The sequence below is a fragment of the Pseudomonas sp. B20 genome, from assembly GCF_020515755.1.
GTDB lineage: Bacteria > Pseudomonadota > Gammaproteobacteria > Pseudomonadales > Pseudomonadaceae > Aquipseudomonas > Aquipseudomonas syringae.
The window spans coordinates 162,853-183,381 of record NZ_JAHPJG010000010.1; the positions used below are offsets into that span (position 1 = coordinate 162,853).

A 20,529-nucleotide genomic window follows, 5' to 3' on the forward strand; every position below is an offset into this window, starting at 1 on the left:
CGCTCCCTGCGTAACGCAACGCATGAGTCTTTCGCCAGCGTACTGTTCCTCACCGGAATCAGTCAGAACAATAAAGGCTCCGGCCCTCCCCGCGTGTCGAACCCCCTCAATCGTCAATCTTCTGTCCTGCTGTGCAACGTGCCTGACCGGTTGCCACGGATATCGAACGCCCCTGACTTGATGCCCCCCGTCACAAGCCATTCTGCAGCACATGATGGCAGTCCCCCCAGCCTGACGGGCCTCATACCTTAGGGCACTGCTGCCCTGCTCTACCGACTCAAAACGAACACTGCACTCATTCGGTTTGCCCTTCGGCTAATCCGTTACGGAATTCGTGTACGCGCTCGCCCTTGTTTTCCCATGAACTACATCTGACTTTTCAAGACGGAGATGATTATGACTGGACTCAAAGTTGGCATTGTTGGTCTCGGCGCACAGATGCAGGAAAATCTGCTGCCCACGCTTTTGCAAATGCCGGACATTCGTATTGTGGCGGTCTGCGACAGTGATCGCCGCCGAGCCGAGCAGATCAATCGTTTTGTATCGAATGTGATGATCACGGACGATTTCGACGACATGCTCGCAAACGCCGGGCTCGATGCGGTCGTCATGGCCTGCCCGCCCCAGGCTCACCGCGATCTTGCGTTCAAGGCAATGGCCAAAGGTGTGCATGTTTTCGTCGAGAAGCCGCCTTGCTTCACCCTTGACGAACTGGACCAGTTGATCGACGCAAGTCGCCGCTCGAACGTGATCACCGGCGTCGGCATGAACTTCAAATTTGCCAAACCCATGCGCCAGTTGCGGCAGATGACCAGTGCCGAACAATTCGGCCAGGTCGTGCATATCCAGCTCAACCACTACGCCAGCAAACCCACCTCGCCACTCTGGGGCCTCGACTCGACGCTGAGGTCGTTCCTGCTCGCACAGGCCATCCATACCATCGATCTGGGCGTCACGTTCGGCGGCGGCGAGCTGCGTGATATCGAGTCGCGAGTGCAACGTCATGGCGATTCGTTACTGGTCAGTCTGGAGCTGCAATTCACCACCGGCGCCAGCGTCAGTCTGCTCAGCGGAACCATGTTCCCCTACTTTGAATTCGACATGAAAATCGTCAGTTCGAACTCGATGATGGTCGAGCTCAATAACCTGTGGAACATCACCATGCACGAGCCGGAGCACGGCACCAGCGCTACCGGTCCGGGTAAACGCTGGAGAGGCGCCTGGCAGCCGGGACCTCTGGATTCCGGGTATGAGCGCAGTGGCTACTTCGGCGAACTGGAGCAGTTCTTCCATGCCGTTCGTCACAACACCGCTTATGAGGCGAGCTTCGAAAGCCTGCGGCCGACCTATGAGGTCATCGAAAGCATTTGCAAGGCAGATGCCGTCGCTCGACCCGACCTGGCCCTGAGCGCCTGACCCTACGCCACCAATGCCTGTTTTCGGAGCTTGCAACAATGTCCAGTCTTTCCAGTAACACCACTGCCCGACCTGCTGTCTCGGATAAATATCGCCCGGTGTATGCGGACGACCTGCTGACCATGCAACTGACGCTGGAGCGTCCGCTGTCGGGGACCAGCGATGTGGTCGGCGAATACGAAAGCAAACTGGCCGCCTGGTTCGAAGCGCAACACGCCATTGCCGTATCGTCAGGTGGTGCCGCGTTAAGTGTCGCTATCTACGCCTCCGGTGTCGGTCCTGGCGACGACGTTCTGCTGACGCCCAGCTGCCCGCTGTGCACGATCTACCCGATCATCGCTGCCGGGGCCAACCCTATCTTCGTCGACACCCGAGCCCACGGCTTCGGTGCCGATCCGGCGTCCATAAAAGCGCGCATCACCTCACGCACCAAGGCCATCATCGATATTCCGATGTGGGGCTATCCGACGGAAGTCGACGAGTTGCGCACCCTGACCCGTGAGCTGGGTATCAAGCTGATTCTCGACCTGGCCCATTCGCATGGCACAACGCTGGAAGGCCGCCCGCTTTCGCAGTTCGGCGACCTGTCCTGTTTCAGCACCCACGAGCGCAAACCACTGGCAACCGGCGAAGGCGGTTTCATACTCACCGACGACGATGCATTGGCGCAGCGCTGCCGCGACTACAGCCGCTTTGGCAACCTCAATGGCAAGGATTTCGGCCTCAACTACAAACTCGCTGCACTGCCAGCGGCGCTGGGCGGCAGCCGCCTGGCATCACTGAATGAGCAGATCCAGAAACGCAGAGAGAACGCGGCGTACTTTCTTGCCCGGCTCGACCACAGCAAGGTCCGGGAGAAGAAAATCATCGACGGCGGCCTGCCTAACTATTACTTCCTGAACCTTGAGCTGCACTTCGCCGACAACCGTGCATTCATCGATTACCTCGACGACGCCGGCATCCCTTCCGACATCAAGCGCTACGGTTGCAAGGCACTCTATGAGTTCCCGGCACTCGCTCAGTACCGCAACGAATGCCCGAATGCAGAAGCGCTGCTGGCAGGCATGACGACGATTCCGGTTCATCCGGGCATTACCCGGGCGGAGCTCGACTATATGGCTGATCGCATCAACCAGTACGGTGGCGCATAAATGACTGAACCACTCGATCGCTCACAACTGGATCGGCATTTCACCGCGTCCGGGTTCGTCTTGAACCCGGAGCGCAAGATGCTGCTGTTGCATCACCGCAAGCTGGGCGTCTGGCTCTATCCGGGCGGCCACATCGAACAGGGCGAAACCCCCGACGTTGCAGTACTCAGAGAGATTTTCGAAGAGACGGGCATTCATGCCGAGCTGCTCGGCGAGCGTGATGAAGAGCTCGCCGATGTCGAAACCGATGTCACCGTCCTGCATCAGCCTTACCGGGTGCTGTGCGAATACATCAATGACAAACGCGGCCCGCACTATCACCTGGACCTGATTTATGTCACGGCAACCAGCCTGCAGGCCTGCCCGGACAACCGGGAAGTCGAGCATGCGCGGTTCTTCAGCCATGCGGAAACCGCAGACCTGAAGATGTTTCCCAATTTCCGGCGAATGGTCGACCGGGTTTTTGCAGACGATGCGCTGTGGGATCTGGTGGGAATGAAGGTGGCACCATGAGCCTGAATACCATTACCCGGATGCGCACCATTACCCAGAAAGGGCCGATGCATTCGATCGATGACCTGCATGAGCTGGAGCGGGCGCTGCATTCGGGCCTGACAGGCACTTCCCAGGTGGTCGATGAATACGAAGCGGCGCTTTCCGGGCTGTATGGCATCAAGCATGTGATCGCTGTATCTTCGGGTGCGGCATCAGTGACCGCTGCGCTGGCCGGTGTCGACTTCCAGCCGGGCGACGAAGTCATCGTCGCCCCGACGGGGCCAATCTGTACGGTCCTGCCGATCCTCTCGCTGGGGCTTGTGCCGGTGTTCTGCGATGTCGCGCCGGACAGTTTCGGCCTGGATCCGCAAGACCTGCAGCGCTGCATAGGCCCTCGTACCTGCGCAGTCATCGAAGTACCGATGTGGGGCTATCCGATTCGCTCGAATGAAACCTGGGCGACCATGCGCCAAGCCGGTATTCCTCTGATCCAGGATCTGGCCCACGCACACATGACCCGGCTGAACGGCACCTGGCTCGCACAGCATGGGGATATCAGCTGTTTCAGTACCCATGACTGCAAATTCATCTCGACCGGCGAAGGCGGCTTCGTGATGACCGATGACGAAGACCGGGCCAGACGAATCCGTGCCTATACCCGTTTCGGCAACCTGACAGGCGAATCGCTGGGCATCAACCTGAAACTGGGCGGTCTGCAGGCGGCGCTGGGGCTGGCCCGTTCGCGTCAGCTCTATTCGCACCTCGAACGCCGGATGAGAAACCGCGATCGTCTTCTGTCCATGCTCGATAACCCGGCGTTTCGCGAGCTGCCTGTCGTCAAAGGCGGCGCAGTCAACGCCTACTCGCTGCTCCTGCAGTCAGTGGGGCATGACGGTCGCCAACTGGTGCACTACCAACAACGTCACGGTATCGAATCGGACATCGGCAAGTACGATAACCAGCCGCTTTACCAGTTGCCGCTGCTGACCCGGTATCAACGCGACTGCCCTAACGCTGCCAGATTGCTACGCTCACTGACGACGGTGCCTCTGCACCAGAATCTGCAGGACGACGATCTGCATTACATCGCCAAGGTGCTCAATGACTACTCTCCCGATTGAACCGGCCCTGCGCTCGGGCCATGCGGTAGTAATAGGCGGTAGTGTCACCGGCTGCCTCACCGCTGCCGTGCTGGCGCGCCGCTTCGAGCGTGTCACTGTCGTCGAAAAAGGCGACTTTTACGACGAGACAGGCCCGCGTCAGAGCCTGCCTCAAGAACATCATGTGCACCTGCTGCTGTTGCGCGGCAAGCAGATCATGGAGCGGATCTATCCGGGTCTGCTGAGTGCGCTCGAACAAAGCGACGCTCAGGTTGCGGACCTCGGACATGATGTGAAGTGGTATCAACGCGGCCGCTGGAAAAACCGTTATCGCAGCGGCATCGAAGCTCACTACTGCAGCCGCCGGCTCATCGACAACCAGTTGCGCCGTTGCCTGACGACCGTACCGCAGGTCAGCATTCTGTCCGGTACACGGGTCACGCGCATCGAGTTTTGCGGTGCCGAAAACCTGCGTCAGGTGAGCGGCGTCGCGATCGATGACGGCTCGGGCGAGCGCAACCTGTCCTGCGACCTGCTGGTGGATGCCAGCGGCCGCGGCACGCACATGCCTTCCTGGCTGAAAGACGCAGGCTTCGGCAACGTGCAACACAGTGTGGTCAAGACAGAACTGGGCTACGCATCGCGCATCTACAAACGGCTTCCTGCCTTCGCTGAACAATGGCAAGTATTGCTGGTGCTGCCAACCGCTCCGGCCCAGCGCTCGATGGGGGTCATCAGCCCGATCGAGGGCGATCGCTGGATGGTCACCACCGGGGGCTGGTTCGGCCACTTCCCCGGCAAGGACCCCGACGAGTTTCTTCAGGCACTGGCCAGCCTGCCCGTCCCGGACATCCATGACGTCATCCGCGAGGCCGAGCCACTCTCGGAGATCTTTACGTTCAAGATGCCTGGCAGTCGCCGCACTCACTACGACCGTCTCAAACACTGGCCAGAGGGTCTGCTGGTGGTGGGCGATGCGTTAAGCAGCATGAATCCGCTGTACAGCCAGGGCATGACCATCGCGGCACTCGAAGCCGATTGCATCGATGAGCGCCTTGACGCACTGCTGGATAAATCACTCCGCTGCCATCAGTTGCAGGGCCTGCTGTGCAGCGTCGTTGACGGTGCCTGGAACATGGCCACGACCGAAGATTTCCGTTTCCCGGAAACCTCCGGGGAGCGCACCTGGCGCACACGTTTCGACCATTGGTATGGCGCCGGGCTGGGTGCGCTCTCGGCCAGCAATCGCCGTGCGCTGGAAACGCAGATCAGTGTGACTAACCTGGTGATGGACCCCGCCCGGGTGTATTCGCCAGCGCTTGTGTCGCGTATCGCTCTCAATTCCCTACTTTCCCGGAATACCCGACAATGATCGACGACATCCTGCATTTTTCCGGCATCGAGCATGTGGTCTTCGACTGGAACGGTACGTTGATCGACGACCTCGATCTTGCCGTCTGCGCCGTGAATCGCTGCGGCGAACAGTTCGGCGTCGCGCCTGTTACGGCCGAACAATACCGGGCAAGGTTCGACTTTCCGATTGCCGGGTTCTACGCGTCACTCGGCTTCGACCTGGACCGTGTGCCGTTCTCTACCATCGTGCAGCACTACCTCGCGCACTTCGACGCAAACGTTGCCCACTGCCCGCTGCAGCCGGGTGTGATCGAGTTTCTCGACGCAGCACGCAGGGTCGGGATCGGCGTGTCGATCCTGTCGGCATCGCACTGTGACGTTCTGGTTCAGACCCTGCGCGCGAAGGGCCTGTATGAGTGTTTCGAACATGTCGTGGGGCTGAGCCATAACCAGGCCACCAGCAAGACCGCCGAGGCCGTAGTGCTGCAGAAAACCCTGGGCACACCGGCCTCACGCACCCTGTTTGTCGGCGACACGCTGCATGACTTCGACGTCGCAAATGCCGTGGGCTGGTCGCCGGTGCTGGTTGCGACAGGCCATCAGAACAGCGAACGCCTGCGACTCAGTGGCGCGCCGCTGTTCGATGGCCTGGGCGATCTGCTCGAACGCTTTATGCCCTTCCCCATACCGCACGCCAAAACCGGGGGTGCTTGAGCATGACCACATCGCACATTGTTCTGTCTGGCCTGATCGCCACTGCATTGGCCTTGCGTGCGATCGTTGCCTTTTACTACCGCGACAAGCAGCGCATATTGCGATTGCTGCGCCTGATACCCCGGCTACCGGATCGCAAGGAGCACTACTACCGACCGCTGGATGGCTGGCTCGCGCCGCTGCCGTTCATCTGGACCTGGCTGGATATCGTCGCCGCCGTGCTGCTCGCATCACTCTACTCCTCGCCGCTGGCGTGGCTGATGGTGGTGCTGTGGAGCGGTGGACGGCTGCGTGCGCTGCAGGAGTTTGGCCATAACGCCGTGCATTTTGCGTTGTGCCCGCATCACGATTGGCAGTGGTGGCTGAGCGATATTTTCTATCAGTTTCCAGCGTTCAAACGTGACATGCGCAGCCGACACCAGACCCACACGCTGGAACACCATCGCAACCCCAATCATCCGGATCTCGACCCCAACCGCGCACGGGTGCATGCCGGTGGCTACGTGGCCGGCATCTCCCCCGGCAAATTCTACTGGTTGCTGCTCTATCCGCTGACGCCCCAGGGGGCCCGGGTCAATCTAAGCACCATGGCGCGCAACAGTCTGCTGAATCACTCGCGTCTGAGCACGGTGGTTCGCGTCGTGTGTCTGCTGGCGGTTACCGCGCTGCTCTACTGGGCAGGCGGCTGGAAAGGCGTGCTGTTTGGCTGGCTGGTTCCGCTGCTAACGTCGTATCCGGTGTTTGCCTGGGTGTCACTGCTCACCGAGCACCGCTGGTTTGTCGAAGGGACGTCCAGGGACCGACGCGATCTTGAATACCTGGCAGGCCGACCCACCGATTATTTCGGCATCACCGGGTGGCTGATCCGTGTGTTCATCGCACCGACGTCCGACGCCTACCACCTGGCGCACTCGCTGTACCCCGGCGTGCGCTGGAACTACCTGCCGGCGATTGACCGGCACCTGAAAATCCACGAACCACGCTACAGCAACAACGCCAGTGAGGGCCTGCTGCTGCGACGCGGCAGCGCACCCACTGCGCTATCCGAACTGTATGAGCGTCTGGTGACCACCGGACATCCAGAAACCACTTTGAAAACCAGAGGCAGCGTATGAATACCCCGGCACATCAGCACATTCAACGTATCGGCATCATCGGCGGCAGTGGCCTTCAACAGTTGCCCGGTTTGAAGGACATACAGCTCGTCGCGTGCGAAACGGCGTTCGGCAAACCCTCTTCTCCCGTCACGCTGGGCACCCTCAACGACGTGCCGGTGGCGTTCGTGCAGCGCCACGGTGTGGGCCATACCATCCCGCCCGCGTTCATCAATGTGCGCGCCAATATTGCCGCGCTGCGCAGTGTCGGCTGTACTCAACTGTTGTCGGTGAGTGCCGTGGGCAGCCTGAGCCACGATGCACCGCCGGGCAGCTTCGTGCTGATCGACCAGTTCATCGATCGCACCATCAAGCGCGACAAGACGTTCTTCGGGCCAGGGCTGGTCGGTCACGTACCGTTTGGCGACCCGGTGTGCGGGCGCATGCGTTCGGTGCTGGCCAGCGCCGCAGAAGCCGCCGACGTGCAGGCCCGCAACGGCGGCACCTACGTGGTCATGGAAGGGCCGCAGTTTTCGACACGCGCCGAGTCCAGCCTCTATCGCCAATGGGGTGGCACCGTGATCGGCATGACCGCCATGCCGGAAGCCAAGCTGGCACGCGAAGCGGAGCTTTGCTACGCGATGATTGCCATCCCCACTGACTTCGACTGCTGGCACGAGTCCCATGAACAGGTCAACGCGACGCTGGTCGCCCAGCGAATGGCCGATACGGTCGCACTGACACGCCGTCTGGTCACAGAAGCCGTGACGCGGCTGGGCGAACATCAGGGTACCTGCTCAGCCGGGTGTGATCATGCGCTGGACACCGCCGTCATGACCGCCCCCGAGCATCGCGACCCGGAAATGATCGCGCGCCTGCTGACGGTTGCCCCCAACGCCACTCACCTGGGGGCCAAGGCATGAACAATCCGGGCACCACTCAGGACAGAGTGCGTATCAAGAAGGTCGAAGTGCTCTCGGACAACTGGTACGTACTGCGCAAGACCACCTATGACTTTCAGGGGCGCAACGGCGCCTGGCGCACCCTGACCCGGGAAACCTACGACCGCGGCAACGGTGCAACCATCCTGCTCTACAGCAAGCTGAAGCAGACGGTGGTCCTGACCCGGCAATTCCGCTTTCCGGCCTTCGTCAACGAGCACGACGGCATGCTGGTCGAAACCTGCGCCGGTTTGCTGGATCGCGACGATCCGCAAACCTGTATCCGCAAGGAGACCGAGGAAGAAACCGGTTATCGCATCCAGGAGGTGCGCAAGGTCTTCGAAGCGTTCATGAGTCCTGGGTCGGTGACCGAGCGGCTGTACTTTTTCGTCGGCGAATATTTCGATGAAAACAAGCTGAGCGACGGCGGTGGTCTGGAAGCGGAAGGCGAAGAAATCGAGGTTATCGAGCTGCCGCTGGACGAAGCGCTGGCCATGATAGAAACCGGGGCAATCTGCGACGGCAAGACCATCATGCTGCTACAGTACGCCAAGCTGCATGGATTGCTGGATTGAGGCCGGGCATGGATGAACTTATCGCTATCAGCTCGATGGAAAATGCCGAACTGGCCGAGTTCGTGGCAGGCATCAGCGAGCATACCGGTGTACCGGTGCGCCTCTCGCGCTGGTCCACATCAGAATTTATCGAGCGCGTGATCGACGGCACGGCAGGCGACTGGGACCTGCTGTTGGGGACGGCGGCCACCGCCCTGCTCGATCCCGCAATGAACTCACAGTTGCTGACGCTGGACGCGCTTGATTGCTCGACCCTGCCCGCGCAGGCGATTGCCGTCGACCGACGCTGGTTCAGCCCGTCAGGCTTTGTCCCGGCCTTTTGCTACGACCCGCAAGTACTCGCCACTCACGACCTCACGCCGCCACTGTCTTGGGAAGCGCTGTGCGCACCGGCGTGGGCGAATCGGATTGCCTTGCCAGATCCGGGACGCTCGGGCGCAGGCTATCTGCACCTGAGCGCGCTGCTCGAAGAGTACGGCGAGCAAGCCTGGGACAGGCTCGCTCACATTGCACAACTGCGGCCATCGATCAGCGGGTCGTCCACCGCCCCGATAGAGGCGGTGATCAAGGGAAATGCGCTGGTCGGCGTGACGGTGTCCACGGCTGCCACTCGCGCAGCGGCGCAGCGCGGTTCCCTGCACTGGTGCGTGCCCGGTGATGCACGTCGCTACGAGTTCGAAGTGTTCGGCTGTCGCGCTGGTTCGCCGCGTGCGACACAGGCGCTGCAGGCACTTGGCTGGATGCTTTCGCCGGGCGCTGCTGCCATCAGCCGACGCTACGGCAAGGTCGTGGTCGGTGGCGTGTCGAGCGATACCCTGGCAGCCGCCGATCTCAAGGCGCTGAATGCCATCGAGGCCAGCCACACCAAGGTCGCCCGTTGCGCACGCTGGCATTCACTGTTCGACACAAAGGCTGGCCTATGACCGACATGGCCCACAACCAATCGATGCAATCGCCCTCTGCCCCGGCAAGAACGGAGCCACGGCCGTGGGGGATTTACCTGATGTTCGGCCTGTTCGGGGCCCAGCAAGGCATGCTCGGACCGCTGATGCCGTTTCTGCGTGCCGAGTTCAATCTTGATCTGCGCTGGACTGGCCTGCACTTCGCCGCATACGCCTTGGGGCTGGTGCTGATCGGGGTTCCCTATCGCTGGCTGGAGGGCCGGGCACTGGCAATCAGCATCGGTCGTATCGCCATAGGTTCCATCGTGCTGGCCAGCGGACTGTTTTCGATCGCCGGCGGTTTGACCATGACACTGCCGGGCAGCGTACTGATGGGCTTCTCGGGAGGTCTGGTCATGGCTGTCGGACAGGCCATGCTCGGCAGACTGTATGGTCGGCAGGCTGCCGCCAAACTGGTGGAAGCTCACATCGTGGCGGGCCTCTGTGTACTGGGCGGCGCGCTGTTGGTGGGCGCCGCGACAGCCATCGGGCTGTCGTGGCGCATGGCCCCGCTGGTGGTCAGTAGCTGGGCGCTGGTCATGTTCTGCCTGCCGCTGACTATTCATAAGTCCGGGGCCGGCCACAACGCCTCATCGCAAAGGGTCGATACCCCGCGCCTGCAACGCCTGACCCGGCTCAGTCTGTGGGCCCTGGTGATACTGGGGATCTCGGCGGAATGGGGCGTGGGGTTCTGGGGCGCGGAGTACATCAAGACCCATGTACAGACCAGCGCGTCGGTCGCAGCGACGCTGATGAGCCTGTACTTTGCCGGCACCGTCTGCGGGCGACTGGTCAGCAGCTATGCGCTGCGCCGGGTCTCACCGTTTACATTGCTGACCCTGGTGATATTCAGCGCCATTGCCACGCTGCTGGTGCTGTCGTTCGTACAAGGCGTCATCGGCACAGCGATCCTCACGTTCGTGCTCGGTGCCTGCCTGGGCAATTTCTTTCCGCTGATTCTTGGCTCGGCCATGCGTATTGCGCCACAGGCCAGCTCGACGCTCAGTACCCAGGCATCACAGGCGGTCGGTGTGGCGCTGCTGCTGGCGCCGTTTCTGCTCGGGCTGCTGTCCGAACGAATCGGGGTCGAGGCGGCTTTCAGCCTGCTGATCGTCTATCCCCTTCTCATGTTGCCGCTGGTCCCCGCCCTGCGTGGTGCCTGGTCTGCCGGCAACACTACCGCCCCCTCAAAGGAGTAGGAATCGATGGCCCTTCGCGCGCTGTTGTTCGATCTGGACGGAACGCTTATCGACACCGATGAACTGCATTTAAACGCCTATAACCAGCTGCTCGCACGCTGGGAACGTTCGATGGACATCGGTTATTACAAGGCCCATGTCATGGGCTTTCCGGATGACATGATTTTTGGCGGCCTGTTTCCCGATATTCCGGCGGCGCAATACGCCAGTCTGGCGGCGGAGAAAGAGGCCATGTTTCGCGCTCAACTGGGCGAGACGATCCCGGTGGCAGGCGTGTTGCGTATCCTGGATCACGCGCGCGAAACCGGCCTGCGCACCGCAGTGGTGACCAATGCGCCCCGTGACAATGCCATGGCCATGCTGACTGGCCTGGGCATTGTCGACCGGTTCGACACCATCGTGATCGGCGGTGAGCTGGCACGTGGCAAACCGCATCCGATGCCTTATCTCACGGCCTTGGAACTGCTCGGTGTGACGGCCGATCAGGCGCTTGCCTTCGAGGACTCGCTGGCAGGCGTACAATCGGCGAGCGCCGCCGGGATCCATACCTTCGGCATGCTGTCGGGGCTGGATGAGGGTCAGCTGCGAGCGGCCGGTGCCCGGGACATCATTCGCGACTTCAACGGTGATGCGCTCTGGCGACACCTTGAATCGCCCGCCTGACGCGCCCGTTTTCGGTCAGGTGCAGGGTGACATCCGTGCGCCCTGCGCCTGACGAACGTTGCGCCTGCAAATCCGAGCTTTTTGCGACCCTGCACACTAAACTAGCCTCCGCGCGCACCAGACAGGTGCGTAATCTGTCGATTCAGCTGTTGCGGAGGCCGTTGTGTACAAAGGTGTGGTGCTGTCAGTCCTGGCGTCTACGCTGTTCGGGGTCATGTATTTCTATACGTCACTGATGGCCCCGCTCGACGGCGAAGAAATCTTCGGCTGGCGCATGCTGCTCACCGTGCCCTGCGCGACGCTCTTCATGCTGGTCAGCGGTGACTGGCGGCGAGTCCGCGAAGTGGCTGTCCGGCTCAGGCAGCAACCGCTGCTGATCTTCGCGCTGCTGCTGTCTTCGGTGCTGCTCGGTGCGCAGTTGCTGATCTTCATGTGGGCGCCGCTGCACGGGCGCAGTCTGGAGGTATCGCTGGGCTATTTCCTGCTGCCGCTGAGCATGATTCTCACCGGCCGCGTGGTGTATGGCGAGCACCTCTCCTACCTGCAGAAAGTCGCTGCGGTGTTTGCCCTGATCGGCGTGGCGCACGAGCTGTGGCGGCTGGGCAGTTTCTCCTGGGAAACTCTGCTGGTCGCGGGCGGCTATCCGCTGTACTTCGTGCTGCGTCGCAAGCTCAAGACCGATCACCTCGGCGGGCTCTGGTTCGACATGTTGCTGATGCTGCCCATCGGCCTGTGGTTCATCGCCCACGGCCATCCGCAGGCCATTCAGCAGGCACCGCTGTTGTACCTGCTGATTCCGCTGCTCGGGGTGATCAGTGCCTCGGCGCTGGTCAGTTACATTCTTGCCAGCCGCCTGCTGCCGTTCAGCCTGTTCGGGCTGCTCAGTTATGTCGAGCCGATCCTGCTGGTCGGCGTCGCCCTGCTGCTGGGCGAAAGTATCAGTCGCGATGAATGGCTGACGTACCTGCCGATCTGGCTGGCCGTGGTGGTCCTGATGATCGAAGGCGCCAAGCATATGCTGGCCCAGCGCCGCCGCGATGCGAGCTGAGCGTCAGGACTCGGTGAAACGCTCCAGCTGCATTTCCTGAAGCCGACTGAGGGTGCGCCGAAAGGCAAACGACAGGTAGCCCTCGGTGTACAGCCCGTCCATCGGCACCGGCGCTTCGACATACAGCGGAATGCGCCGGTCATAGCACTCGTCGACCAGCGCGATGAAACGGCGCACGCCGTCATCGTTGGGCGACAACTGCGGCAGCTCGCGATCGCCTGCGGTCACCTGCTCGACGCCATCCTCGGTGCCGCGGGCAATTTTCGCTTCGCGCTGCGCGGCCCCCAGCAGCGGCACCTCGCTGAGCAGAATCACCGAAAAGCGATCGCACAAGGCGATGAAATCCATGGCCGCCAGTGGCTGTTCGCAAAGGTCGCGATAGCGGCACCACACGGCCGTGTCGGAATGCTGAACCACGTTGATGCTGCGATAGCCGAGCATGACCTGAGAATCGTGAACCGGCTGATCCGCGCTCAACGCGTCGAAGATGCCCTGCAAGGCACTGGGTCGACCGGCTTCGGCAATCCAGTAGCGCTGATGCAGTTGCCCGGGGTGCAGCCGGTGATCCTCGCCGCCGTCGACGGCCACCACATCCATGTACTTCAGAATGGCCGCAACCGCTGGCAGAAAGCGCTCGCGATTGTGGCCATGGCTGTATAACTGCTCCGGTGGCTGGTTGGACGTGCAGACCAGCACCACGCCCTCCTCGAACATGACCTGCAGCAGCCCGCCGAGAATCACCGCGTCGCCGATATCGGTGACGAACAGCTCATCGAAACACATCACCCGCACGTCACGCGCCAGCTCCCTAGCGACCACGGTCAGCGGCTGGGAAGTGCCCATCAACTCGAACATGCGTTTGTGCACCCAACGCATGAAGTGATGAAAATGCTGACGCCGGGCAGGTACGCGCAGGCTCTCGAAAAAGCGGTCCATCAGCCAGGTCTTGCCACGCCCGACCGGCCCCCACAGATAAACGCCGCGGGCCCTACCGCGAGCGTCGGCCAGCCCCTCGTAACACGCCTGCAATTGCCGGGCGGCCTGCAACTGCGCCTGATCGGGTTGAAATCCACGCTGGACGGCACGTTCGTAGGCTTGCAGAGGAGAGACGGCATCCATCAGGCACACACCCTTCGCTATCGGAGAAAAGACATCCAGCGTATACGAGGCTGCGCCGCGCAACGCAACTCATCAACTCAACTCAGGCATGCTGCACGCCGGCACGTTTGAGCAGTCGCTTGCAGCGCTCGGACAGGTGGACCACACGCAGATGCTTGCCCGCTTTGGCATAGCGCTCGCGCAGGGTCTTGAGCGCAGCGATGGCCGAGTAATCGACAAAGCTCAGATGGCGGCAGTCCAGTGTCACCTGAGTCGGGTCTTCGGCCGGGTTGAACTGGTCGAGAAACGGTGTGCTCGAGGCGAAGAACAGCGTGCCATGCAGGTGGTAGATCTTGCTGCCATCGGCTTCGATGTGACTGTCGGCGTACAGCTCGCGAGCCTGCTGCCAGGCGAAATTGATTGCCGCGATGATAATCCCGAACACCACTGCGGTGGCCAGATCGGTCAGCACCGTGACCACGGTCACGGCAATGATCGCCAGCACGTCGTTGACCGGCACCTTACGCAATACGCGCAGCGAGGCCCAGGCGAAGGTCTGCTGGGCGACCACGAACATCACTCCGACCAGTGCCGCCAGTGGAATGCGCTCGATCAGCGGCGAGAGGAACAGCACGAACATCAGGATCATCAAGCCCGCGACCACACCCGACAGACGACCACGGCCGCCAGAACTCAGGTTGATCACGGTCTGGCCGATCATCGCGCAGCCGCCCATGCCGCCGAAGGCACCGGAGACCACGTTGGCAGCGCCCAGCGCCACGCACTCGCGATCCGGATAACCACGGGTTTCGGTGATCTCGTCGGTCAGGTTCAGGGTCAGCAGGGTTTCCAGCAGACCGACCAGCGCCATCAGGATCGCGTAAGGCGCGATGATGCGCAGCGTCTCCAGATTCCACGGAATGTCCGGCATGGCGAATACCGGCAAGCCACCGGCAATGTGCGCCATGTCGCCCAGGGTGCGGGTCGGCAGGCCAAGCAGGTAGACCGCCAGCCCGACGCTGAGGATGGCCACCAGCGCTGGCGGCGCAACGCGGGTCAGGCGTGGCAACAGGTAGACAATCGCCATGGTCAGCGCCACCAGCCCGAGCATCACGTACAGCGGCGTACCGCTGAGCCATGATTCACCGACCTTGAAGTGCTCCAGTTGCGCCATCGCGATGACGATCGCCAGGCCGTTGACGAAGCCCAGCATCACCGGATACGGCACCAGACGCACCAGTTTGCCGAGCCGCAGCAAGCCGAACAGGATCATGATCAGACCGCCCAGCAATACGGTCGCCAGCAAATACTGCACGCCCTGCTGAACCACCAGCGCGACGATCACCACCGCCATGGAACCGGCCGCACCGGACACCATGCCCGGGCGTCCGCCGAACAGCGCGGTCAGGGTACAGATGATGAACGCACCGTAGAGCCCCATCAGCGGATTGAGATGGGCCACCAGCGCAAAGGCGATGCACTCGGGCACCAATGCAAAAGATGTGGTGAGGCCTGCCAGGACTTCGGCACGTATACGGATCGTTTTCATGGGTTACCTGAGCGGCGCTCCGTGGAAGAAGCGCAAAAAAGGGGGCATATTACGCAAACCTTTGACGACCGACCACCACGGCAGGGCTTCCATGGAGGCGCTCTGATGATCGGCACGGACCTGAAACAACAAGGAGTAAACCGATGCAATGGAATGGAACGCTGCTTTGCACAGGACTTCTGCTGGCCAGTGCGGTGGCTGTTGCCGACGACGACACAGCGTCTGTCGACGCATTCGTACAGGCAGAAGCCAGCAAAGTGATGCAGGAAAATCACATTGCGGGCCTGTCGATCGCCGTCACTCGCCAAGGCAAACAGCAGTTCTACGCCTACGGTGTAGCATCAAAAGCCACCGGCCAGCCAGTGACCCGCGATACGCTGTTTGAACTCGGCTCGATCAGCAAGACCTTCACCGCCACCCTCGCTACCTGGGCACAGGCCAATGGGCAGCTGTCGCTGACGCAAAGCATCGACAGCTATATTCCGCAGTTGCAGGCCACGCGGCTCGGCAAGGTGCCGGTTTTCCATCTGGGCACTCACACGGCTGGCGGCTTCCCGCTTCAGGTGCCTGATAAAGTGCACAACACCCGTCAGTTAATGGAATATTTCAAGGCCTGGCAGCCCGAATATCTATCCGGCACCCATCGTACCTACGCCAACCCCAGTGTGGGCCTGCTCGGCATGGTTGCGGCGCGCAGCATGAAGCTGCCGTATGAAACAGCCCTGCAGCAGCGGCTGCTTCCGGCGCTGGGTCTGAGCAGCACCTATATCGATGTACCCGATGAAAAACAGGCGCTGTATGCGCAGGGCTACAACAAACTCGACGAGCCGGTCAGGGTCAATCCAGGTCCGCTGGCGGCGGAAGCCTACGGGGTGAAATCGAGTACCAGGGACGTACTGCGTTTTATAGAAGCGAACATCGGCCTCGGTCAAAACGACGCCGCGCTGCAAAAAGCCCTGCGCGACACTCGGACCGGCTATTTCAAGGTCGGCGGCATGACTCAGGACCTGATCTGGGAGCAGTATCCGCTGCCGGTCCGTCTGGAGACGCTGCTTGAGGGCAATGCCAGCGCCATGCTGAACACAGTCAAAACCGAAATGATCGAGCCGCCGCAGGCAGCGCAATCTTCGGTCTGGGTCAACAAGACCGGATCAACCAACGGTTTCGGCGGCTACGTGGCGTTCATTCCGGAAAAACAGCTCGGTATCGTGATTCTGGCCAACAAAAACTATCCGAATGAAGAGCGCGCAAAGCTGGCTTACCGGATTCTTGGCCAACTGCAGTGCTGTTCAGAGAAGCCGGGTACGCTCTGACGATTCGGCGAAATACTCGTCTTCCAGCAGCATGTCTTCAAAAAAGGCACCGTAGGTGTGATCAGGGTGCCTGATATGGATTTCCAATACCCATAACTGGCTGCTGGGTGTGAATTCGATATCGGCCATCGCACCTTTGTAGATCGCGGTATGCGGAAAGTCCGACAACCTGTGGCCATCAAGGTCCATATTCAACTCCCAGCCACGCCGCTCACTGGCTTGGGCAGCAAAAAGGTAAAGGGCCTTGCCCGTTGCTCCGGTGGCCAGCCAATGCCGGCGTACTTCGTGGAATATCGCTTGTGAATCCTGCGCGCAACGAGCCTTCCCGGTATCAGTGCCGGTCACGAACGTTTGCCCGCCATCGCCCTCGAAGCCCTGCCAGGTCGGGCCGATATCAATAAAGAAAATGTCGTCTTCGCCAAGTACGACTCCGACGTTGGAGGGGGCACCGAACGTCTTGACGGTGTTGCTTGCGAAGCGGACAAATACCCCATGCCATCCGCGAAGCATTTCCCGTTCCGCAAGCACATGTTTGGCCAGCTCAAGCGCTTGTTCTTCAATCATACCCGGCTTGATCAACCCTGCTATTTCCATCACCGCGTCACGCGTCATGTTGCGGACCCTCATCATGTTGCTTGCGTTGTAATGCGCGCCGACGGCTTCCAGAGCATCACGATCATGCAGATTGAGCATGGGAGTTACCTCAATTGAGAGCGAATGGGTTTCAAAGGGGGTGTTGACCACTACAGCCCAGTGGAGCGGCGGTTATCCGTTGCAACCTGACGTGCGGCGGCAATGCGCTCTCAAAAGGCCCAGAACCCGTTCGTTCTCCTCGATAAAAGAAAACGAACCGCTGCGTTCAAGAAATTCAAGTTCGACACAGCCCTGCTCGAACTCGCGTTGCAAATCGGGATAAAGTGCGCGGTCATGACGGCCGGCCAATACTTTTACAGGCACCGAAATTTCTTTGAGACGCGGCCTGAAATCAGGAATGCTCAACAACTGGCCGCCGATGTCGAAATCGACATCCTTGCCACAAAACACCGGATAGAGTTCTGTATTGCGCGCTCCCGGTTCGGTCAGCAGCCTGCTGGCGTTTTCCGGGTTGTAAAACCTTACAAGCGCAGTCGCCCTGCCGAACAGCGCTTGCATCTCTGGCGACGTAGACACCTCCCCCTGCGCGCGTATTCGTTGTATGGCCGCCCACACTTCAGGCAACTGACACCTGATCACGTGGTTGATGTTGTCGTGATTCTTCTGCCACATCTGCGGGCTGTGCAGGGAGTTGCACAGGAGTAGGGAGCGCACGCTGAAAGGCTCGTCCAGCGTGACCTGCAGGCTGATCAACCCACCATAGGAAAACCCGAACAGATGGGCGCCGTCCGGGCATAGCTGTTTTATCAGCGCTTTTACATCAAGCACATCTTCAGCAAAGGTGATGTCCGTGAGGCTACCTGGCCGATCGGAGCGACCCCGGCCATGAAGGTCGACGTAGATCACCCGAAAATCTCTGTGCAGGTCGTCAAAGTGCGGATGAAAGATCGCATGTGAACCGGCCGGTCCCAGACCAGCCAGCAACACCAGAGGCTCACCCTCCCCGCACTGCTCGACCCAAAGCCTTTTACCCCTGACCTCGCAGAGAGTGCCCGGTGCATGCTGGATACAGACTTGTCCGGTCATGCAGCCCCCTGCTCAAGGCTCTGAAATACTGCTTTTTCAGCCTGTCGAACGGCAATGACATCTTTTTCCAACTGCCTGGGATCGCTGTGGGCCAGCACGACAAATCCGAGTGCCAGCGTGGCAAACAGATCCCGAGTCGCAGGGACTGCCTGCTGATCCTGAACCTGAATACTGGTATCCAGACAGGAGGAAAGCTGCGCAAGTGCATGCAGCCTGGCCACCCCTCTGACCACTGAGGGTGCCAATGCCCTGAAAAACACTACAGTCATGTTTTTGAGCAGGGTATAGCGCCGACCAGGCACGATGCTGTGTGCAAAGTAATTGACTGAACGGTGAATCTGACTGTCTCCCGTTGCCTGAAAACAAAGCCGCGGGTGCCCTCCGCCGTGGGGTCTGGCCCCCACTTCGACCAAGCGCAAACCGTCGCGGGTCTGCATGATTTCAATATGAGCATTGCCCCAGTGAATGCCCAGCGCATTCAAAACCTCCTGCGCATAGTCCATCAGCGGTTCTACCACGGCATCCTCCGGGCTGACCCAATCCATTCGGTCGTAGATAGCCATGCCGGTTGCATGCTCCAGCTTGGTGTATTTGCAGACACTGCAGAGCGTGTGTGTGCCGCCGTGGCTGAATGTATCGACAACGTACTCTGTACCTGACAGGTACTCCTGAATCAGTACCCGGTCGTTGATGATTCCCAGCCGATTGGGCTGACCGAGCAAAGCATCGAATGCCTGCTTGAGGCCAGACTCGTCATCCACTCTGACAACGCCGTCGGTACTGGCACTTTTAGGAGGTTTGACTACCAGACTGCGGCCTGCAAGTCCGCTGCGCAGCAGCCAGTCCTGCACGAGGGAAAAATCATCCGTACATATCTGTTTCATCATCGCCACGCCAGACTCGACCGCAGCCTGCGCCATCACACCCTTATCCCGCCTGGCGGCTGCCAGATCAACCGTGTTTGCGCACTCGGGGACCAGTAACGGAGCCAGTTGTTCGGCAAGCTCCACGCCGGATTCGCAGCCGGCAAGTACACAGAGCGGCAGGTAGTTACGCAACGTGTCAAGCAACGGGCCAAGGTCTTCGCTATCGGCGACGCAGACCCGCTCAAAGTCTGAGGGTCGATAAGAAGCGGCGTAGACATCCGGCGGTTCTACTGACGAGAGAACCGCAATGACCTTGCAGCCAGACGACTCAAACTCCCTGGCAAACAGGCTGCCGGACGAATACGGGTCCACGATGACCACATAGCGTTGCGCGACCGGGCTCATGATGCCGCTCCCAGCATCTCGCCGATTTTCGCGCAGTAGCGGTCCCATGCATCCTGTACCGAGGGGCTCAAGGAGCGCGCCCGAATGGCGGCATGAACCATTCCGGGCTCGATCACCCACTCGACGTCGACCCCTGCTCCTGCAACTTGTGCGCATACTGCTCGGCATCAATGGCCAGCGAGTCTTTTTCCGCCCCCATGATGTAGGCTTTGGGCAAACCCTCGAAATTGCCTGCTATCAGGGGCGAGATATAAGGGTGCGAAACGGTCTGGGCGTCCGGCGAATAACACGCGGTATAGAACTCCATTTCTCCACCTGTCAGCAATGGCGCGTCATCGCCTCCCTCTTGCCACCGTGTGAAGTCCAGCACCGGACTGATCAAAGCCTGACCAGCAAGTTCTGGACCGTTGCGATCACGGCACATCATGGCGATGACCACGGCCATATTCGCCCCCGAGCTGTCTCCTGCGATGACAATGCGTCTGGGGTCGATTCCCAGAAACGCGGCGTTTTCGCAGGCGTAGACCAACGCCGCATAACAATCTTCCAGCGCCCCGGGAAAGGGATGCTCCGGGGCGAGTCTGAAATCGACCGCCATAACCTTTACCGAAGCCTTGGAAGCGATCTCGGCAGCAGCACTGTGGTGCGTGTCGAGGGAGCCGACCACGAAACCGCCACCCCTGATGTAGATGACCAGACCTGCATGGAGTGTCTGCGCCGGCTCATAAAACCGGAATCGCGTGGGCAACTGGCGATGGATCACATCCTGCTCGCTCCAGCTCACGTCAGCCGGAACGTCGTAAGGAAACTCGACCACAAGGCTCTGATACAAGCGGCGTTGTTCATCCAGCGGATACGTATAGAAATCAGGCGGCATGACTGCGTTGCAGCGCCCCACAAACTCTTCAATACCAGGTGCGTAACTCAT

At 60.5% G+C, this 20,529-nt stretch carries 20 protein-coding genes; 14 read left to right on the forward strand and 6 right to left on the reverse strand.

The window, feature by feature from the left end:
* Positions 1 to 396: 396 nt before the first annotated feature.
* From LIX91_RS13325 to rarD, 13 genes are all read left to right on the forward strand, one after another.
* Positions 397 to 1,416, forward strand: coding sequence for a Gfo/Idh/MocA family protein (locus tag LIX91_RS13325; RefSeq protein WP_004410946.1), 1,020 nt, complete (start codon positions 397 to 399; stop codon positions 1,414 to 1,416).
* A 38-nt stretch (positions 1,417 to 1,454) separates the two neighbouring features.
* A complete protein-coding gene (locus LIX91_RS13330; RefSeq protein WP_004410948.1) occupies positions 1,455 to 2,567 on the forward strand; it encodes a DegT/DnrJ/EryC1/StrS family aminotransferase in 1,113 nt (370 codons plus the stop codon).
* Entirely contained in the window at positions 2,568 to 3,080 is a 513-nt protein-coding gene (locus LIX91_RS13335) for an NUDIX hydrolase (protein ID WP_003417728.1), read from the forward strand. It begins immediately after the preceding gene.
* Complete coding sequence (locus LIX91_RS13340) at positions 3,077 to 4,183, forward strand: DegT/DnrJ/EryC1/StrS family aminotransferase (protein ID WP_226488598.1); 1,107 nt, start codon at positions 3,077 to 3,079, stop codon at positions 4,181 to 4,183. The genes LIX91_RS13335 and LIX91_RS13340 overlap by 4 nt, the downstream gene beginning before the upstream one ends.
* Entirely contained in the window at positions 4,164 to 5,534 is a 1,371-nt protein-coding gene (locus LIX91_RS13345; protein WP_226488599.1) for an NAD(P)/FAD-dependent oxidoreductase, read from the forward strand. Before LIX91_RS13340 ends, LIX91_RS13345 begins: the two co-directional genes overlap by 20 nt.
* Positions 5,531 to 6,229 carry an HAD family hydrolase gene (locus tag LIX91_RS13350; RefSeq protein ID WP_003417731.1) on the forward strand — a complete coding sequence of 233 codons (699 nt, stop codon included), beginning with the start codon at positions 5,531 to 5,533 and terminating at the stop codon, positions 6,227 to 6,229. Before LIX91_RS13345 ends, LIX91_RS13350 begins: the two co-directional genes overlap by 4 nt.
* Before the next feature lie 2 nt (positions 6,230 to 6,231).
* Entirely contained in the window at positions 6,232 to 7,344 is a 1,113-nt protein-coding gene (locus LIX91_RS13355; protein ID WP_226488600.1) for a fatty acid desaturase family protein, read from the forward strand.
* The gene (gene mtnP / locus LIX91_RS13360; RefSeq protein WP_100073239.1) at positions 7,341 to 8,246 is read left to right on the forward strand and encodes an S-methyl-5'-thioadenosine phosphorylase; all 906 of its coding nucleotides are present in this window, start codon (positions 7,341 to 7,343) and stop codon (positions 8,244 to 8,246) included. The genes LIX91_RS13355 and mtnP overlap by 4 nt, the downstream gene beginning before the upstream one ends.
* Positions 8,243 to 8,839, forward strand: a complete 597-nt coding sequence (gene nudK / locus LIX91_RS13365) for a GDP-mannose pyrophosphatase NudK (protein ID WP_100073240.1) — start codon at positions 8,243 to 8,245, stop codon at positions 8,837 to 8,839. Before mtnP ends, nudK begins: the two co-directional genes overlap by 4 nt.
* Before the next feature lie 8 nt (positions 8,840 to 8,847).
* Entirely contained in the window at positions 8,848 to 9,762 is a 915-nt protein-coding gene (locus LIX91_RS13370; protein ID WP_226488601.1) for an ABC transporter substrate-binding protein, read from the forward strand.
* Entirely contained in the window at positions 9,759 to 10,979 is a 1,221-nt protein-coding gene (locus LIX91_RS13375) for an MFS transporter (protein WP_226488602.1), read from the forward strand. The genes LIX91_RS13370 and LIX91_RS13375 overlap by 4 nt, the downstream gene beginning before the upstream one ends.
* Before the next feature lie 6 nt (positions 10,980 to 10,985).
* Complete coding sequence (locus tag LIX91_RS13380) at positions 10,986 to 11,642, forward strand: HAD family hydrolase (RefSeq protein ID WP_003417737.1); 657 nt, start codon at positions 10,986 to 10,988, stop codon at positions 11,640 to 11,642.
* Between the two features lie 163 nt (positions 11,643 to 11,805).
* Entirely contained in the window at positions 11,806 to 12,690 is an 885-nt protein-coding gene (gene rarD, locus LIX91_RS13385; RefSeq protein WP_003417740.1) for an EamA family transporter RarD, read from the forward strand.
* A 3-nt stretch (positions 12,691 to 12,693) separates the two neighbouring features.
* On the opposite strand, the gene zapE is transcribed toward rarD, so the two are convergent.
* Positions 12,694 to 13,809, reverse strand: coding sequence for a cell division protein ZapE (gene zapE, locus LIX91_RS13390; protein ID WP_226488603.1), 1,116 nt, complete (start codon positions 13,807 to 13,809; stop codon positions 12,694 to 12,696).
* A gap of 82 nt (positions 13,810 to 13,891) precedes the next feature.
* Entirely contained in the window at positions 13,892 to 15,337 is a 1,446-nt protein-coding gene (locus tag LIX91_RS13395; RefSeq protein WP_226488604.1) for a SulP family inorganic anion transporter, read from the reverse strand.
* 143 nt (positions 15,338 to 15,480) lie between these two features.
* Between LIX91_RS13395 and ampC the strand changes: the two genes are divergently transcribed.
* Positions 15,481 to 16,650: a class C beta-lactamase gene (ampC, locus tag LIX91_RS13400; RefSeq protein WP_226488605.1), complete on the forward strand. Its 1,170-nt coding sequence runs from the start codon at positions 15,481 to 15,483 to the stop codon at positions 16,648 to 16,650.
* Here the strand turns inward: ampC and LIX91_RS13405 are convergent.
* The 4 genes from LIX91_RS13405 to LIX91_RS13420 all read right to left on the reverse strand — a co-directional run bounded on the left by LIX91_RS13405 (position 16,627) and on the right by LIX91_RS13420 (position 20,529).
* On the reverse strand, positions 16,627 to 17,343 hold the full coding sequence (locus LIX91_RS13405; RefSeq protein ID WP_226488606.1) for a M24 family metallopeptidase: 717 nt from the start codon (positions 17,341 to 17,343) through the stop codon (positions 16,627 to 16,629). The two genes, ampC and LIX91_RS13405, sit on opposite strands and share 24 nt — an antisense overlap.
* A gap of 72 nt (positions 17,344 to 17,415) precedes the next feature.
* Positions 17,416 to 18,330 (reverse strand): alpha/beta fold hydrolase, encoded by a 915-nt coding sequence (locus tag LIX91_RS13410; RefSeq protein ID WP_226488607.1) that lies wholly within the window; start codon positions 18,328 to 18,330, stop codon positions 17,416 to 17,418.
* The gene (locus LIX91_RS13415) at positions 18,327 to 19,721 is read right to left on the reverse strand and encodes an ATP-grasp domain-containing protein (RefSeq protein WP_226488608.1); all 1,395 of its coding nucleotides are present in this window, start codon (positions 19,719 to 19,721) and stop codon (positions 18,327 to 18,329) included. The genes LIX91_RS13410 and LIX91_RS13415 overlap by 4 nt, the downstream gene beginning before the upstream one ends.
* On the reverse strand, positions 19,714 to 20,529 hold the full coding sequence (locus LIX91_RS13420; protein ID WP_226488609.1) for an alpha/beta hydrolase: 816 nt from the start codon (positions 20,527 to 20,529) through the stop codon (positions 19,714 to 19,716). Before LIX91_RS13420 ends, LIX91_RS13415 begins: the two co-directional genes overlap by 8 nt.